We start from the raw sequence: 15,340 nt of genomic DNA on the forward strand, positions 1-15,340 counted from the left end.
CTACCTCACAATCAACAGTGAATAATATCCCGGCTCATCCGGAATTTCCTCCAGGGACATAAAAATCCGTTCATCGTCCATGCCGCAGTTTTCCACCATAACGGCACTGGCCCCGCATTTGCGGATCTCTTCCTTGACTGCCTTCATCTGTTTTCCCGTCTTCATAAGCACCTTGACGCCTGGAAGCTTAAGTGCTTCCTTCACCTGGTACGTAGCCGGTATCACATGCAGCTCCTCCGCTCCGGACACCAGCGGCATGCCAAGTCTCGCCGCCGCCGCTGAAAAGGAGGGAATCCCGCATTCCAGCCTCGTCGCATACCCTTTACTCCACAGGCGCTCCAGCAGATAGCTGCAGGTCGAGTAGATGCTCACATCACCCAGCGTGATGAAGCCCACGTCCTCCCCTCTGTCCAGCCGTTCCATCACAGCGCCGGCCGCCAGATCATGGCTTTCATCCAGCACCTTTTTATCCTTTGTCATCGGCATGGGGAGGTAGAGGCACTCTTTCTCCTCAATCTCCGGCACCGCCTGACGCGCGATCTGGTAAGCCGTGCACAGTTCCTTTTCCCTGTGTGGAATGGCGATCACCGCACATTCCTTTATCCGCTTTGCTGCTTTTATGGTCATTAATTCCGGGTCTCCCGGACCGACTCCGATTCCGTATAGTATTCCAGACATGCTTGTCTCTCCTGTTCTTGTTCTCTCTTCTATTCTTTCTGCATTTCGTTTGCTTCTTCCCGAATGCGAAATGCCTCAATCATATTCTCTGCCCCGCAGGTCATACCAAGTATACCGTATCCGTTCGTAAATGTCACCACCTCGGCGCACACGGTTCTCCCGCTCCACTCTTCTACGTACTGCTTCATCCGTTCCACCGCAGTCATCATCGCCGGTTTCAGGACTCCGGCCTTTTCCAGCCAGATTACCGCCTCCTCCGTCGTATTGGATGCGAGCACCTGGTCTTTCAACCGGTTCCTGTCACTCTCCGCCATCTCCTCACAGTGTATCCGGGCACAGTCCCACATAATTTCCATACGCCTGTCCCCGTACTTTGAATGCGTATTTCCGACACCGCCGGCCACCTTGATCAGTTTTCCGACGTGGCCGACAAAAAGAAGACCGTTCATCCCCTCGTCCGCCGCCATTTTCACGGAATCCTGTACGAAATTGCTGCACTGGACCCCCTGGGCCAGGGAGAGATTTAACGTCTCCTTCAAAAAATTCTCCCCGTAATTTCCGGGTGTTAAGATCACTTCCCGCTGCCCTGCCACGGCTTTCATATGGAGTTCCAGCTGAATGGTGGCCCTTAAAGCGGCCTCGCTCATCGGCTCCACGATCCCGCTGGTTCCGAGCACAGAGATCCCGCCCTCGATTCCAAGCTTTGGGTTAAAGGTGCTGAGAGCCAGACGCGCGCCCTCCGGAATCCATATTCGGACAAGGAGGCGTCCTTCGCAGCCTGCGCTTCGCGCCACCGCCTCCACTTCTTCAAAGATCATCTTTCTCGGTACCGGATTGATGGCATGAAGCCCCACAGGACACGCAAGGCCCGGCTTCGTCACAATCCCGACTCCAGGGCCTCCGGTTAAGAAAATATGATTGTTCCGGTAACACCTCTCCGGGTCACCGCTGTCTTTTATGTACTCTACCGAAGCATAAATCAAAGCCTGATCCGTCACATCCGGGTCATCTCCCGCGTCTTTTCTGACGGCGCACAAGGCCGAACGCTCTGTCCGTTCCGCATCATGCAGCAACAGCTCCGCTCTCGTTCCTCCCGGCGTCATCACCTGGACACACTCCACCGCTTCCCGCTGCAGCAGCATAACCGCAGCAGCCTTCGCCGCACAGGCCGCACACGTACCCGTGGTAAAACCACTTCTCAACTTTTTCTCTTCCATCGCTGTTTCCTCTTTCCCGTATATTATAATGGATAGCGAGGGGGGTGGCAAGTTTTTTTAAACAGGGGCCCCTATGGCGTTTCCCCTTACAAATCCAATTCTTAGCCATATAGCTTGAGGAGAGGGGAGGGGAAACCGTCTGTTTGTCAGCTCCGGTCTCCCTTCCCCTCTCCTTAAGCGCTGTGGCGCAGTTCTTACTTTTCTTCTAAAGCCTCTTGTTTCAATTCGCGTTTGCGTTTCGTAATGAGACCGCCGATGCGGCCGCTTTCTTTCGCGGTGAGGGAACGCCAGCCGCCGTTGATTACTTTGTCACTGAGACCTAACTCCGTGGCAATTTCGAATTTAAGTATTTCCTCTGGTTTTAAATTGTGAGGATCGAATGGTTCGTTCTTTTTTCCTTTTGACATGATTACAGGCTTGCTCCTTTCTCGAATCTAAGGAGAGTATGCCCGTTATGAGACCCCTTAAACATCCAGACCGGAGGGTTTTCTGATTTGCAGGATGGGGCGGCGGCTCTGTGTGCCAGTTTTCGACAGCACCAATGACACATTTTACCAAAATATACCATAGTTTACTGTATTTACCCTGTTTTTACCCAAAATTTCCAGCAGGTCTGTCGATAATATGATATAATTTTAAAGGTATGCTATATGAACGAAGGAGAGTGATAACATTGCGTATTGCAGTCATAGATGACTCTTCAGCACAGAGGGAACAGTTATCCGGCTATATTAAGGAATATTATTCAGGAAATCCCATATACAGGCAGGTCGACCTATTTGAAAACGGTGAACAGTTTATGGAATGCTGGAGGCCGGGGGCTTATGATCTGCTTTTTATCGACATTTTTTTAGATGGAATAAATGGACTGGAGATCGCGGAGAAGGTAAGAAACAGCGATGCGGACTGCCTGATGGTCTTTACTACCAACAGCAGTGACTTTGCGGTCAGGGGATTTGAACTGCGGGTTTCTGATTATCTTGTAAAGCCCTTTTCCTATGAGAAATTTAAAGACACGTTAAAATACTGCGAACGGTCCATGCGCAGCCACGCGCGGTACATAGAAGTCAAGGAAAGCCGGACCATGATTAAGATCCGGCTCGATGATATTATATTTACAGATTACTTTAATCACTATATTCAGATTCACACCAAAACGAGAACGATCCGTTCCTACATGAAATTTGAGACATTTTCACCCTATCTTCTCTGTTATCCCCAGTTTCTCTGCTGTTACAGAAACTGCATCGTCAACATGGACCGGGTGATTTCTTTAGAAAAGAATGACTTTATCATGGATACCGATGAGCGGGTGCCGATTACGCGGAAGAACCGTCAGGAAATTCACCAGCGCTACGCGGACTATCAGTTTCTGCGGCTGAGCGGAGGCGTATAATGGAGTTCCCTTTTTCCGTCTTATCCGTCGGGCTCGAACTTTTGACGATTATTTTCTGTATCCTGCTGTTCTTCCGGGGCCGTTTACGGGTAAACGGCGTACGGAGCTTTTTTATTCTGGTTCTTTTATTCTTTGTTACGACCGGTTCTTACTTTCTGCTCCGCCCCCTGTTTGGGGGCGGAGACTCATTTAAGACCTTATATTCCATCTACTGTCTGGCAGTTATCATCCTCTTTCTGTCCTGGCTTTTTCGCGAAAGTATATTCGTCACCATCTTCATGGTGTTTGCGGCGCGCAACTATCTGGATGGAACCAATATGATCTCCGACCTGGTGAGTGTGATCTGGCATTCAGCTTCCTTTTCCGGCAGCCAGACCGCCACCGTTTTTTTGTGCCGTCTGACCGTCTATATTCTCCTCGTACCGGTACTCTACCACTTCTTCAAGGTGTGTATCCATCCGGCCATCGCCAGCACAAAAAGCATGAATATCTGGAACTATTTATGGATTATTCCCGTGTCCTTTTTCTTTCTCTACCGGCTCGGCTTCAATCCGTACTATACCGCCATTGAGACCGGAAATAAGAATTCCATGCTGCTGTTTCCCCTGGTCTGGTATCCGGGTATGTTTTTCTGCCAGCTCTGCATCTTCCGGCTGCTGTCGGAGACTTCCCAGAACATCGTTCTGCGGGAAAAGCTTCACACCGCCGAACTGCTGACAGAGATGGAGAAGAAGCAGTACAGCCTTCTGCAGGACAACATTGAGGGAACCCGGAAGGCCCGTCACGATCTCCGCCACCATCTGCTGGCCATGCGGGGATACGCCGAGCGCCGGGACTATGAGGGATGCCTCCGCTACATTGAAGAGTTTTTAAAGCAGACCGACAGCTACGCCCTGAAACAGTACTGTGACAATCATGCGGTCAATTCCATCATCAGCTATTATGAAAACACAGCCGTCAGCAGCGGGGTTGCCGTCTCCATCGAGATCCAGCTTCCCTCTCTTCTGACAGTTCCCGAGGTAGACTTCTGCACCATACTGGGGAATTTACTGTCCAATGCCGTGGATGCATGCCTCCAACAGACGGAAGGGGAACGCTTTATCCGCATGAAGCTGGGAATGGCGGGCCGCTCCATGGTCACACTGTCTGTGGTCAACTCCTACTCCGGGGAGATCCGGGAAGAGAACGGAGTCTTCCTCTCCTCCCATCACGCCGGGGAAGGCATCGGTACCATGTCTGTACGCCACATCGCAGACCAGTACCACGGCATCGCCCGGTTCCGGTATGAAGACGGCGTCTTTGAGACTTCCGTCCTGCTGAACCCCGAACCGTCAGGCGCTGCGGCAGACAGGGAAACTACGATTATTTCCCATCAATGACTTCCGCCGCCATTGCAAACATCTCATCTGCAGTAAAGCTCCGATCCAAGGACATGATGGAGTAGCTGATTCCATCGTCCTTCCACGATACGGTATAGTAATCGTTTATCTCTGTCTGATCGGACCCATAGGAAAGGAACAGTTCTCCCCGTTCCTCGGCCAGCCTGTCTTCCTCTGATATCTCGGTTCCAACCGGAAGGAATTTGTACCTGTCACAGTAATAGCGGAGTTCGATTCCCTCGTGTTCCCCTGCCGCGTCAGGCTGCCTCACATCTTCGCTGACAAGGCTTCCCGGCCGTCTGACGATCAGGCTGACCTCCTCCTTCTTAGAGGCGCCGTAACAGACCTTCAGGTTCAGATACGTGCCGATCACATTTCCCGTCTCATCCTGAGCCTGCACGCTCCCAATGGAAGCCCTCCGGAAATCCCATCCTTCTCCCAGCGACTCCACCGTTTTTACGGAATATCCCAGATCCTGCTTCACATTACTTCTCAGTTCCCCGTAGCTTCCATAGACCGGATCGTTCCCATTGGAATGGCTGACAAGTCCAGCTGCCCTTCCTGCCGCCACCGCACCCATGGTTCCAAGCAGGCACAGGGCCGCCGCCAGAATTACTATTTTTCCGCTGATCCGATGTTTCATATTCGTTTTCTCCTTTTTTCCCTCAGAAATTTTCTGTCTCACAAGCTGCTTTACTTCAGGAGATACAGAAAGGCGCTCTGCCCTCTCAACAAGTGTATCCGTGATCAGAGAATCCAGTTTTTTTTCATCCATATTTTCTCCTCCTCTTGCCATCCCATGTCTTCAAGAGCCTTTGAAAGTTTTTTCCTGGCCGTATGAAGCCGCGATTTAACCGTTCCTTCCATACAGCCCAGAATATCCGCGATCTCTCTCGTCGTCAGCTGCTGATAGTAATAAAAGATGACCACGGTCTTCTGCTTTCTGTCCAGGGCGCATACGGCCTCATAGACCCGGTCCTTTTCTTCCTGCCGGATCACCTGTTCGCAGGGCGCCTCGGACGGGTCTTCCTTAAACTCGTCAAAGACCTCCTCCACCGGCTGTTCCTTTTTCCGCTTCCTGCAGTACCGCCATGCCGACCTCGTGATGATCTGATACAGCCATTTCGAAAAACAGGCGGGTTCCTTCAACTGCTCCCTGTTCACATAGCATGTTACAAATGCCTCCTGAACAATATCCTCACTGTCTGTGTAACTGCCGGAAATAAGATACGCCAGCCGAAACGCTTTATTCTTATACGTATCAAACAGGAGGTCAAACGCCTCTTCCTTACCCTGCTGCATCTGTATTACGATTTCAGTTTCGTTCATCGCTTCTCTCCCTTCCGTTTTTGGTGCACCTGTATATAAGAGCCTCCAGGGGATAAAATGGTTCATTTTAGGATAAAGAGTCCGGCAAGCCGGACTCTCGTGCCGGAGCGCGGCCGCTTCAGCGGCCATATTTCTTTAACGCGGAGTGCGCATCCCCCGGAGGGTTTTTATATCATGGGACGAACGTTCCTATGAAATGAAAAAAAGCTCCGGGCCGCAAAAGCAGCCGGAGCCAGAATGGTAATCGTATCCGCGTAATTCCTATCTGCGGGGAATAATGATCGCCGCGATGAAATAGGCCACGACGCCCGTGCCGGAACAGGCCAGCACCGCCCATAAGAGCCGGATCAGCGTGGCGTCAACGTTAAAATACTCACCGATTCCTCCGCATACGCCGCAAATCATCTTATCTGTATCAGAACGATATAATCTTCTTGTCTCTCTGTCATCCATCTTCGAATCTCCTCTCTGTTCTCTCTATGTTTTCCATTGAATTAGTGAAATTTAACTTCAATCGCGCCTGTGTTGCAGTCCAGTTCCATCTTTTTGGCTGCCCCGTTATTGATCTTTCTTTCCCTGGACAGACCGGAAAAGCCCTCGCCGCCAACAGTAATGCTGCCTACCTTGCACTTGATCTCGTAGTTAAAGTCTGCCTTCGCTCCCGCCAGGTCGAGTTTAACAGCGCCGACGCTGCATTCCGTGTCCACATCGCCGTCTACCGATCCTTCAAACTGCACAGCTCCCACATCGGAATCAACCTCCAGCTTTCCCGTGTCGGCTCCGGTCACTCTTACTGCGCCGACAGATGCATCGATCTCTATCTTGCCGGCCTTCAAGCCCTCCGCCACAATGGCAGGACCATCATCGCTGTTGATTATCTTGTTGTTACTCGGGGCCTTGACCTTCAGTTCGACCTCCTCGAAACGGTAATCTGCCGGAACGTGGATATAGATCACCGTATCTTTATAATCATGGGAATCCCAGGATTTGGACCCAACCGTTACCTTCAGTTCATCCTCTTCGCTGTAGACATTCCAGCGCGCCATATCTTCCTCACTGGAGACAACAATCTTATCCGCCGGAGCATCATATACTATAACGGCCTTTCCTCTTCGAACCTCCAGATCCAGCTTCCTGGCGTAGATCTCAGAAAATGTACTCTCGTTTAATTCCCCATCATCCAGTCTGTCATGGATGCTGCGGCCGATATCATCAAATTCGCGGCCCAGCTCGTCAAAGCTGTCGTCGAAATTATCCGACAGGTCGCGGCTTAAATCGTCCATCCCCGACCTGATGTCACGGGTAATGCCGTCGGCGATATCATGGCCGAGCCAGCTGTAATGGTAAGCAGACACATCCGACAGTCTGCCGCCCATGGCGGCCGCCACAGTGGTAATCCCACCTCCGATCAGAATGCAGACGCCGCCTGCTATCAGGCATGCCTTCGTAAAATTCTTCATGAGCGACTCCTCCTTCCATAGAGTAAACCACTGATTCCGTTCACAATCGACCGGAACAGAAACGGCAGAAACTTACCGTAAAACACTCCGCATAAAGCCAGACATGCAAAGGCAAATCCCAGCGTCAGTACGGAAATTCCGATAACCAGTATCCCGCTTAAGGGATGAATCACCATCGACACGATGCCCACTATGAGCAGTGCAATCCCACAGATAAACAGCACTCCGGTAAGGACGCCCACGAGCACTACAGCCGCTACCAGCAGTCCGAAGAGGCCGCCGAACATCCCGACCATCCCGCCACCGATTCCAAACAGGACCGGAGACGCCACAATGATTAAGATAATCCACAGGATGATCTTCACTGTCCGGTTGGTTCTCGGCTGATTCTCTCTCTTTTCCTCATGTTCCTCTGTCTTCTGTCCTTCCACAGCGTCCGGCAGGTCATACCGCTTCGCCACCTGGTAATTCGGGTCGCGGAACCGTTCATCCTGATACCCTTTCTCCGTGAACTCTCCGCCGTCTTCCAAATGCCCGGACAGATCGGAACGGATAATCGCCGCGATGCGCTCCGGGCTTCCAAATTCCTTGATAGCCACTTCCTCATTCTCATCTCCGGCTTCCTCCAGATAATCTCTGTAGTAGCCGATGGCCTCCGCCTTATCTTCATCCGGAATATCGGAAAGCAGATATTCCAGCTCCTTCATAAACTCTTCCCTGTTCATATTAATGCCTCCTCAAAGATTTGAGATATCTTCCGGGAGTAGCCTGCCCACTCACCTTTGTACAAATTCAGCTGTACTCTGCCCTTTTCCGTAATCTTATAATATCTGCGGTTTCTGCCGTCGATAGCCATATCGTAGACTTCCAGGCACTCTTCCTTCTGAAGCCTGCGAAGCACCGGGTAAAGGGTCGATTCCGAAATGTCGATGACACTCCTCACATCCTGTGTGATTTTATATCCGTAAGTCCCTTCCTGTTCCTTTGACACAACCGCCAGTACGATCGCGTCAAGGAGGGCTGCACCTGTGTTAAAAACCATATTCCCACTCCTATCTTCTCATTCAGTCAGATCCGAACGTTACTGTTCACTCCGTGACCAGCAACACGCTTCGCAATGCACAGAAACGGCAAAAACACCTCGCGGGATACTGGCCGTGAACAGTAACTCCCGAACGGCCTTTAACGGCTTCCGTCATCTGAGGGTGCCCGCGGTATGATCACTGCCGCGATGAAATAAACGACCAAGCTGCCGCCGATGAGGGAAAATCCCGCAAACGAATGGAACATATGACGCCATGGCTGGAAGAACATCAGAATTACCCATATAAGCCTTATAATAACCGGGTCCACATTAAAATACTCTCCGATGCCGCCGCACACGCCGCAAATCACCTTATTCTTTACTGATCGGTATAAACGTTTCGTCTCCATACTCACTCGACCTTTCTCTTATTGTTTAGTATAATATTATTTTGTGTTCTATATTATATCTTGTATAGTATGGTTATATTATATATCGTATAATATTGTTTGTCAACTAAATTGCAGAATAAATTATTCTAAATTATTTTTAGGTTATCTAAAACTTTTTGTTGTATTCTCGCAGTTTATCTGCTACAATGGTTTACACAGGTATCAATTTGCACAAATATCATGAAAATTGGGAGGGTTATTATGGAAAAAATGATACTGTCTGTACCCGTTATCGGCCTGATCGGCCTTTTGTTCGCCATCTTTCTGCGTCTTCACGTGATTAAGCAGGACCCGGGAAATGACCGGATGCGCGAGATTGCGGACGCGATCGCGGAAGGTGCAAGGGCATTTATGACCGCGGAATACCGTGTCCTCATCATCTTTGTCGCTATCCTCTTCGTCGTGATCGGCTTTGGTACGAGAAGCTGGACTACGGCCGTCTGCTTCCTGGTGGGCAGCGCCTTCTCCACCATCGCCGGTTATCTGGGCATGAGCGCGGCGATCCGCGCCAACTGCCGTACCGCCAACGCCGCAAGGACCTCCGGTATGAGCCGGGCCTTATCCGTGGCGTTTTCCGGCGGAAGTGTTATGGGTATGGCCGTCGTCGGACTGGGACTTCTCGGTGTCGGAACGCTTTTCCTTATTACAAAGGATGTGGAAGTGCTTGCAGGCTTCAGCCTCGGCGCCTCCTCCATCGCCTTATTCGCCCGTGTGGGCGGCGGAATCTACACCAAGGCGGCCGATGTGGGCGCCGATTTAGTCGGCAAGGTGGAAGCCGGAATTCCTGAGGATGATCCCCGGAACCCGGCCGTCATCGCAGACAACGTAGGCGATAACGTGGGCGACGTGGCCGGTATGGGGGCTGACTTGTTCGAGTCGTATGTAGGATCCCTGATCTCAGCTCTGACGCTGGGTGTCGTATTCTACCAGGAAGCGGGTGTCATCTTCCCGCTGCTGCTCTCCGCCTGTGGAGTCGTGGCGTCCATCATCGGAGCCCTGATCGTGAGAGCCGGCAACAATTCCAATCCGCACCGTGCGTTAAAGAGCGGAGAGTACAGCGCCACAGCCCTGGTCGTGGCCGCCTCCTTCCTCTTAAGCTACATATATTTCGGCAGCTTCAACGCCGCCTTTGCCATCATCGCCGGACTCCTTGTGGGCGTTATGATCGGATTCGTCACGGAGATCTACACCTCCGGCGACTATCGTTTTGTGAAAAAGATTGCCAAACAGTCTGAGACCGGGTCCGCTACCACCGTGATCAGCGGAATTGCCGTTGGTATGCAGTCCACCGCGATTCCGATCCTGCTGGTCTGCATCGGCATTCTCGTCTCCTTCCGCCTGATGGGCCTCTACGGAATCGCCCTGGCCGCGGTCGGCATGCTTTCCACCACCGGCATTACCGTCGCCATCGACGCATACGGTCCTATCGCAGATAACGCCGGCGGCATCGCGGAGATGGCCGGTCTCGATGATTCGGTCCGCGAAATCACCGACAAGCTGGACTCTGTCGGCAACACCACGGCAGCGATCGGAAAGGGCTTTGCCATCGGTTCCGCCGCCCTAACCGCCCTGGCCCTGTTCGTCTCCTATGCGGAAGCAGTCAATTTAAAAACGATTGATATTTTAAATGCTCATGTGATCGTCGGACTGTTCATCGGCGGAATGCTCACCTTCCTCTTCTCTTCCATGACCATGGAATCCGTGTCGAAGGCGGCCCACCAGATGATCGAGGAAGTGCGCAGGCAGTTCCACGAGAAGCCGGGCATCCTGGAAGGGACCGACCGGCCGGACTACGCCTCCTGCGTATCCATCTCCACCACTGCCGCGCTCCGCGAAATGTTTCTTCCCGGCCTCATGGCCGTGCTCGTCCCTCTGGCCGTCGGGCTGATTCTCGGGCCGGAAGCCCTGGGCGGACTCCTGACCGGAGCCCTGGTGACCGGTGTTCTCACCGCCATCTTCATGTCCAACGCAGGCGGCGCCTGGGATAACGCGAAGAAATACATCGAGACAGGCAACCACGGCGGAAAGGGCAGCTCCGCGCACAAGGCGGCTGTCGTCGGCGACACGGTAGGCGATCCGTTCAAGGATACGTCGGGACCATCTATCAATATCCTGATCAAGCTGATGACCATTGTATCCCTGGTATTCGCTCCGCTGTTCTTACAGTTTGGAGGTCTTCTATAAAAAACGGGAGGAAAAGCATGAGACGCTTTTCCTCCCGTTTTTCGTTTTCTTTCCGGCGCCGCGCTGTCAAACTGCGAATCCCGCCAGCACTCTCTTAAAGTAATCCATGAACCCGGCTTCCTTCACCGCTCCAGCCGTGAGTACCGGAACCTCTCCCAGCTTCTTTCCCGCCAGGCTGTATTTGATCACGCCCACGCTCTGGCCTTCCTCCACCGGCGCCGCTATGGATTCCGGCAGTACCAGTTCCTTCTCTATGGCAGCCAGGTCTTCCCCGTTTAAGCTCAGATAGGAGAAGGTGCCGCCGTATTTTAAGGGGACGCTGTCCACGACGCCGTTATCCACCACCAGCTCCGGAAGCGGAAGCATCTCCTTATCCTCGTACAGGCGGCAGTTTGCGTAGCCGTAGTTCAGCAGCGTCTGGGCGTCTGCAAATCTGGCCTTGTAATCAGGAGCCGCCATAATGGAAGCGATCAGGCGGACACCGTCTTTTTCTGCGGTCGCCGACAGACAGTATTTAGCCAGAGACGTAGAACCCGTCTTCAAACCGGTCACATTGAAGTTGGTCGCCATTTTTAACAGCTTATTCGTGTTGGAGAGACCAAACTCCTTCGTTCCCTGTTTCGTCACGTGGGTGATGTTCTCCATCCAGATGGTGGAGTAATTATGGATCTGGGGATACTTGTTGATCAGTTCTCTCGACATGAGGGCGATGTCTCTGGCCGTCGTCACATGGGTAGGCGAATCGGTCAGGCCGCAGCAGTCCTCAAAATGGGTGTTGGTCATGCCAAGTCCGGCCGCCCTCTCGTTCATCATTTTCACAAATTCTTCCTCTGTTCCAGCTATGTATTCCGCCATGGCCACGGAAGCGTCGTTTCCTGAGGCCACCACGATGCATTTGATCATGGTTTCCACCGTCTGGGTCTCCCCCTCTTCCAGGAAAACCTGGGAGCCGCCCATGGACTTGGCATGTGCGCTGGTGACCACCTCGTCGGTCATTTTTATTTTTCCGGAATCCAGGGCATCAAAAATCAGGACCAGAGTCATGATTTTCGTAATGCTGGCGGGACTCCTTTTCGTATCCGCATCTTTTTCGTATATTACCTGTCCGGTAGAAGCTTCCATCAGCAGAGCGCTGGGCGCCTGTATGGATGGACCTCCCTCGGCGTTTACAGTCTTCGCCTCTTCCGACCGGATTACCATGTCCGACGCCACGGCAATGTCCGGCTCCTGCCCCCACGCGGCATGAGACGGACAGAGGAAAAGCAGCATGCTTAAAACAAGAGCTAACAATCGTTTCATAATTTCCCCTGATAAAATCCTTTGTTTCATTGTATGGGTGGGATTTCCATTCCTATGCCACTTTTTGCCAAAAATTTTTCCTTAATTTTCCCTTGATACGATTTCATCCTGTCTGAAAGTATGGTATACTGATTCAGGAGTTTGTACTGTGTCCGGTATCCGGGCCGGTTTCGGGTACAGCAGTGTGTCACTTTCTGTGAAGCATCTGTCTGATCCGGCCGCCCAGAGCTCCTTCAATACACTGGAAAAAGAGGTTATCGCATGAATATGGAAGAATACCGTGAACGGCGTCAGCAGGAAAAGCGCCGCCGCACGTTACATAATATCATTGTCATTATGATAGGAATTTTACTGGTTGCCGCCTTAGTCACGGGCGGCATTATACTGGGCCGGCAACGCAAGGGGCTGGGGGCGATCAAGGCATCCGTTACCCAGACCACGGCGGAGGCATCCCCTCCGGAGGTCATCACCACGGCGCCGGAGACAGAGGACACCGGCCTGATCGATCTCCTTACACAGGCGGAAAGCCTGGCCCTGCAGTACGATTATGAAGGCGCCATCAATCTGATCACCTCCGACAGCCGCTACGCCTCCGCGAAGGAAGCCGCAGACGCCGTCGCCGCCTACACGGATCAGATGAGCCGGCTGGTCCGCGTCAATCCCCAGGAAGTCACCCACGTGTTCTTCCACTCTCTGATCGTCGATACCTCCAAGGCTTTCGACGGAGACAACCGGGAGGGCGGATACAATCAGATGATGACGACGAAAGACGAGTTTATCAAGATGATGCAGTCCATGTACGATAAGGGCTACGTCCTCGTAAAGGTCCACGATCTCGCCTATGAGACGACAGACGAAAACGGCAATCCGAAGTTCGTCTACGGCGACATCATGCTTCCCGAAGGGAAAAAGGCCTTCGTCATGTCACAGGATGACGTGTGCTACTATGAATATATGAAGGGAGACGGCTTCGCCACCCGCATGGTGATCGGGGAAGACGGCTATCCCACCACAGAGATGGAACAGGATGACGGAAGCGTCGTCACCGGAGATTTCGATCTCGTTCCCATACTGGAAACCTTCATTAAAGAACACCCGGGATTTTCTTATAAGGGCGCAAGAGCCATTATCGCATTTACGGGCTACAATGGAATTCTTGGATACCGGACAGATGAATCTTATAAGGACACCAATCCCAATTACGAGGAGGACCGCAAACAGGCGGCCGCAGTCGCACAGTGCCTGAGAGACCACGGCTGGGAACTGGCTTCCCACAGCTGGGGCCACCGCAACCTGGGCACGATCTCCATGGAACACTTCAGGCTGGACGCGGATAAATGGGAAAAGAACGTGGAATCCCTGATCGGTCCTACCGATATCATTCTCTACCCCTTTGGCAGCGATATCGGGACCTGGAAGCCTTATACGGATGATAATGAACGCTTTACCTATTTAAAATCACTGGGATTCCGATATTTCTGCAACGTGGATGCCAGCACGCCTTACTGGATGCAGCTGGGACCGGACCATTTCCGCCAGGGCAGACGGAATCTGGATGGCTACCGCATGTATTACTATCCGGACAGCTTAAGCGACTTGTTCAGCGTCCCGGACGTATTCGATCCGGCCAGGCCGACACCGGTACCACAGATGTAGCTTTATCATTCATTACAAAACACTGCAAACTCAAAAGAGCCTTGAAGCGGGACCATGACAGTTCCGCCTCAAGGCTCTTTTTTATTTCATAGAAAAGCTGTCCTATGAGACAAAAACCCTCCGGGGGCCGCACACTCCACACGAAGGAAATATGGCGCTGAGACGGCCTGCCCGATCTTTGTTTCGTTGTTTCAATCCACGCTCGATCATTTCACAGAGTGCGACTACCTCTTATAGATGCGCGGCTTGACTTCATGTCAGTGAGGGATACCGATTTCTCTCCGCCCGCCACTGCCGTTAAGCTTGTTTTATTAAAACTGTACCACGTCCCGGATGGGCTCCGCCGGCTGGACGGACTCCGCATAGAGCACAGGGCCTTCGCCCTCATAGTCCTTCCAGAATTCGTAGGCGATCCTGGCCCGGACCTTTACCCACTGCTTCGTCTGTAAGTCCTTCGCTTCTCTGGCCTTCGTGACAAATCCGAGGAACGTCATGTCGGCTTCACAGCAGGTCATGGCCATACGTCCCGGGACAAAGTAATTTTTCGGAAATTCCGGGCTCTTTAATACCATGGCCGTAAATTCCACAATCTTTCCCTCGTAGCGGTCCCGCCTGTCCATACAGTCAATATACCAGATGCCGTAGGCCTCCGGCGAAATTGCAATCACGTCCGCACTCATATCGTAAGGCAGATCCTCGTCCGCGATCTCGTCGATCTCTCCCTCCGAATCCTCAAAGACAATCTCGCCTCTCTGGCACATGGATTTAAGGGTCCTGCGGTAGCCTGATAAATCTTCGATCCCGTCACACCGGTTACAGATAACCAGTTCAGAATTCTTAATCATGGCATACAGCAGAGGCTTCATATTAGCCACATATAAGTCAAAGGTGGACATGTCAATAATGGTAATCTGCTGATATACACGCCAGTCATCCGGCAGCTGTAAGTCATCCTGATTCCACATGCCGTTCCACTCAATTAAGACGCGCTCCGGATTATAGAGAAGCTCCAGCTCCAGAAGACGCTCCGGCGTAAGCTCGTCCATGCTCTCGATGAATATACCTGCCGTTTTGGTGCGTTTCAACAGTTCTGTATCGTACTCCGTATCACCGTCTTCGCAGACGATCAGCAGGGTCTTTCCATCGGTCTGAAAATAATCCTGCTGCATGGTGAACTGGAGAAACTGGGTCTTACCGGCTTCTAAAAATCCATTGATCAGAAACACCGGCATAAAATCGTCATCTAATGTATCCGTGTACTCCATC

16 protein-coding genes are annotated in these 15,340 nt (G+C 52.0%); 4 read left to right on the forward strand and 12 right to left on the reverse strand.

Features of this window, described 5'->3' with window-relative positions:
* The 3 genes from cobI to H8S80_RS20070 form a co-directional block, all read right to left on the reverse strand.
* Window positions 1-678: a precorrin-2 C(20)-methyltransferase gene (cobI, locus tag H8S80_RS20060; RefSeq protein WP_002603486.1), complete on the reverse strand. Its 678-nt coding sequence runs from the start codon at window positions 676-678 to the stop codon at window positions 1-3.
* A 29-nt stretch (window positions 679-707) separates the two neighbouring features.
* The gene (cbiD, locus tag H8S80_RS20065; RefSeq protein ID WP_117630871.1) at window positions 708-1,895 is read right to left on the reverse strand and encodes a cobalt-precorrin-5B (C(1))-methyltransferase CbiD; all 1,188 of its coding nucleotides are present in this window, start codon (window positions 1,893-1,895) and stop codon (window positions 708-710) included.
* Window positions 1,896-2,089: 194 nt separating this feature from the next.
* Complete coding sequence (locus H8S80_RS20070) at window positions 2,090-2,302, reverse strand: alpha/beta-type small acid-soluble spore protein (protein WP_002603484.1); 213 nt, start codon at window positions 2,300-2,302, stop codon at window positions 2,090-2,092.
* Window positions 2,303-2,559: 257 nt separating this feature from the next.
* Here H8S80_RS20070 and H8S80_RS20075 point away from each other — a divergent pair, with 257 nt between their 5' ends.
* On the forward strand, window positions 2,560-3,291 hold the full coding sequence (locus H8S80_RS20075) for a LytR/AlgR family response regulator transcription factor (RefSeq protein ID WP_333490792.1): 732 nt from the start codon (window positions 2,560-2,562) through the stop codon (window positions 3,289-3,291).
* The gene (locus tag H8S80_RS20080) at window positions 3,291-4,670 is read left to right on the forward strand and encodes an ATP-binding protein (protein ID WP_117630872.1); all 1,380 of its coding nucleotides are present in this window, start codon (window positions 3,291-3,293) and stop codon (window positions 4,668-4,670) included. Before H8S80_RS20075 ends, H8S80_RS20080 begins: the two co-directional genes overlap by 1 nt.
* On the opposite strand, the gene H8S80_RS20085 is transcribed toward H8S80_RS20080, so the two are convergent.
* The 7 genes from H8S80_RS20085 to H8S80_RS20115 form a co-directional block, all read right to left on the reverse strand.
* Window positions 4,654-5,445 carry a hypothetical protein gene (locus tag H8S80_RS20085; RefSeq protein ID WP_117630873.1) on the reverse strand — a complete coding sequence of 264 codons (792 nt, stop codon included), beginning with the start codon at window positions 5,443-5,445 and terminating at the stop codon, window positions 4,654-4,656. The genes H8S80_RS20080 and H8S80_RS20085 overlap by 17 nt on opposite strands.
* Window positions 5,418-5,999: an RNA polymerase sigma factor gene (locus H8S80_RS20090; RefSeq protein ID WP_117630874.1), complete on the reverse strand. Its 582-nt coding sequence runs from the start codon at window positions 5,997-5,999 to the stop codon at window positions 5,418-5,420. The genes H8S80_RS20085 and H8S80_RS20090 overlap by 28 nt, the downstream gene beginning before the upstream one ends.
* 261 nt (window positions 6,000-6,260) lie before the next feature.
* Window positions 6,261-6,452, reverse strand: coding sequence for a PspC domain-containing protein (locus tag H8S80_RS20095; RefSeq protein WP_002603479.1), 192 nt, complete (start codon window positions 6,450-6,452; stop codon window positions 6,261-6,263).
* 41 nt (window positions 6,453-6,493) lie between these two features.
* Window positions 6,494-7,459, reverse strand: a complete 966-nt coding sequence (locus H8S80_RS20100) for a DUF4097 family beta strand repeat-containing protein (RefSeq protein ID WP_117630875.1) — start codon at window positions 7,457-7,459, stop codon at window positions 6,494-6,496.
* Entirely contained in the window at window positions 7,456-8,184 is a 729-nt protein-coding gene (locus H8S80_RS20105; RefSeq protein ID WP_117630876.1) for an HAAS signaling domain-containing protein, read from the reverse strand. Before H8S80_RS20105 ends, H8S80_RS20100 begins: the two co-directional genes overlap by 4 nt.
* A complete protein-coding gene (locus H8S80_RS20110) occupies window positions 8,181-8,501 on the reverse strand; it encodes a PadR family transcriptional regulator (protein ID WP_002603476.1) in 321 nt (106 codons plus the stop codon). Before H8S80_RS20110 ends, H8S80_RS20105 begins: the two co-directional genes overlap by 4 nt.
* Before the next feature lie 140 nt (window positions 8,502-8,641).
* Window positions 8,642-8,893, reverse strand: a complete 252-nt coding sequence (locus H8S80_RS20115; protein ID WP_002603475.1) for a PspC domain-containing protein — start codon at window positions 8,891-8,893, stop codon at window positions 8,642-8,644.
* 243 nt (window positions 8,894-9,136) lie between these two features.
* Between H8S80_RS20115 and H8S80_RS20120 the strand changes: the two genes are divergently transcribed.
* The gene (locus H8S80_RS20120) at window positions 9,137-11,119 is read left to right on the forward strand and encodes a sodium-translocating pyrophosphatase (RefSeq protein WP_117630877.1); all 1,983 of its coding nucleotides are present in this window, start codon (window positions 9,137-9,139) and stop codon (window positions 11,117-11,119) included.
* Window positions 11,120-11,185: 66 nt separating this feature from the next.
* On the opposite strand, the gene H8S80_RS20125 is transcribed toward H8S80_RS20120, so the two are convergent.
* A complete protein-coding gene (locus H8S80_RS20125; protein WP_117630878.1) occupies window positions 11,186-12,418 on the reverse strand; it encodes a D-alanyl-D-alanine carboxypeptidase family protein in 1,233 nt (410 codons plus the stop codon).
* A gap of 261 nt (window positions 12,419-12,679) precedes the next feature.
* On the opposite strand from H8S80_RS20125, the gene H8S80_RS20130 reads away from it, so the two are divergent.
* Window positions 12,680-14,074 carry a polysaccharide deacetylase family protein gene (locus H8S80_RS20130; RefSeq protein WP_117630879.1) on the forward strand — a complete coding sequence of 465 codons (1,395 nt, stop codon included), beginning with the start codon at window positions 12,680-12,682 and terminating at the stop codon, window positions 14,072-14,074.
* Between the two features lie 311 nt (window positions 14,075-14,385).
* Here the strand turns inward: H8S80_RS20130 and H8S80_RS20135 are convergent, their stop codons facing one another.
* Window positions 14,386-15,339, reverse strand: coding sequence for a TIGR03943 family putative permease subunit (locus H8S80_RS20135; protein ID WP_002603471.1), 954 nt, complete (start codon window positions 15,337-15,339; stop codon window positions 14,386-14,388).
* Window position 15,340 lies beyond the last annotated feature (1 nt).

Source organism: Hungatella sp. L36, from assembly GCF_014288035.1.

What these genes read in the sequence shown, in the direction of transcription:
- H8S80_RS20070 (WP_002603484.1), bottom strand. Translation starts at nt 2,302, where the DNA reads ATGTCAAAAGGAAAAAAGAACGAACCATTCGATCCTCACAATTTAAAA.
- H8S80_RS20085 (WP_117630873.1), bottom strand. Translation starts at nt 5,445, where the DNA reads ATGGATGAAAAAAAACTGGATTCTCTGATCACGGATACACTTGTTGAG.
- H8S80_RS20095 (WP_002603479.1), bottom strand. Translation starts at nt 6,452, where the DNA reads ATGGATGACAGAGAGACAAGAAGATTATATCGTTCTGATACAGATAAG.
- cbiD (WP_117630871.1), bottom strand. Translation starts at nt 1,895, where the DNA reads ATGGAAGAGAAAAAGTTGAGAAGTGGTTTTACCACGGGTACGTGTGCG.
- cobI (WP_002603486.1), bottom strand. Translation starts at nt 678, where the DNA reads ATGTCTGGAATACTATACGGAATCGGAGTCGGTCCGGGAGACCCGGAA.
- H8S80_RS20090 (WP_117630874.1), bottom strand. Translation starts at nt 5,999, where the DNA reads ATGAACGAAACTGAAATCGTAATACAGATGCAGCAGGGTAAGGAAGAG.
- H8S80_RS20110 (WP_002603476.1), bottom strand. Translation starts at nt 8,501, where the DNA reads ATGGTTTTTAACACAGGTGCAGCCCTCCTTGACGCGATCGTACTGGCG.
- H8S80_RS20135 (WP_002603471.1), bottom strand. Translation starts at nt 15,339, where the DNA reads ATGGAGTACACGGATACATTAGATGACGATTTTATGCCGGTGTTTCTG.
- H8S80_RS20130 (WP_117630879.1), top strand. Translation starts at nt 12,680, where the DNA reads ATGAATATGGAAGAATACCGTGAACGGCGTCAGCAGGAAAAGCGCCGC.
- H8S80_RS20080 (WP_117630872.1), top strand. Translation starts at nt 3,291, where the DNA reads ATGGAGTTCCCTTTTTCCGTCTTATCCGTCGGGCTCGAACTTTTGACG.
- H8S80_RS20100 (WP_117630875.1), bottom strand. Translation starts at nt 7,459, where the DNA reads ATGAAGAATTTTACGAAGGCATGCCTGATAGCAGGCGGCGTCTGCATT.
- H8S80_RS20115 (WP_002603475.1), bottom strand. Translation starts at nt 8,893, where the DNA reads ATGGAGACGAAACGTTTATACCGATCAGTAAAGAATAAGGTGATTTGC.
- H8S80_RS20105 (WP_117630876.1), bottom strand. Translation starts at nt 8,184, where the DNA reads ATGAACAGGGAAGAGTTTATGAAGGAGCTGGAATATCTGCTTTCCGAT.
- H8S80_RS20120 (WP_117630877.1), top strand. Translation starts at nt 9,137, where the DNA reads ATGGAAAAAATGATACTGTCTGTACCCGTTATCGGCCTGATCGGCCTT.
- H8S80_RS20125 (WP_117630878.1), bottom strand. Translation starts at nt 12,418, where the DNA reads ATGAAACGATTGTTAGCTCTTGTTTTAAGCATGCTGCTTTTCCTCTGT.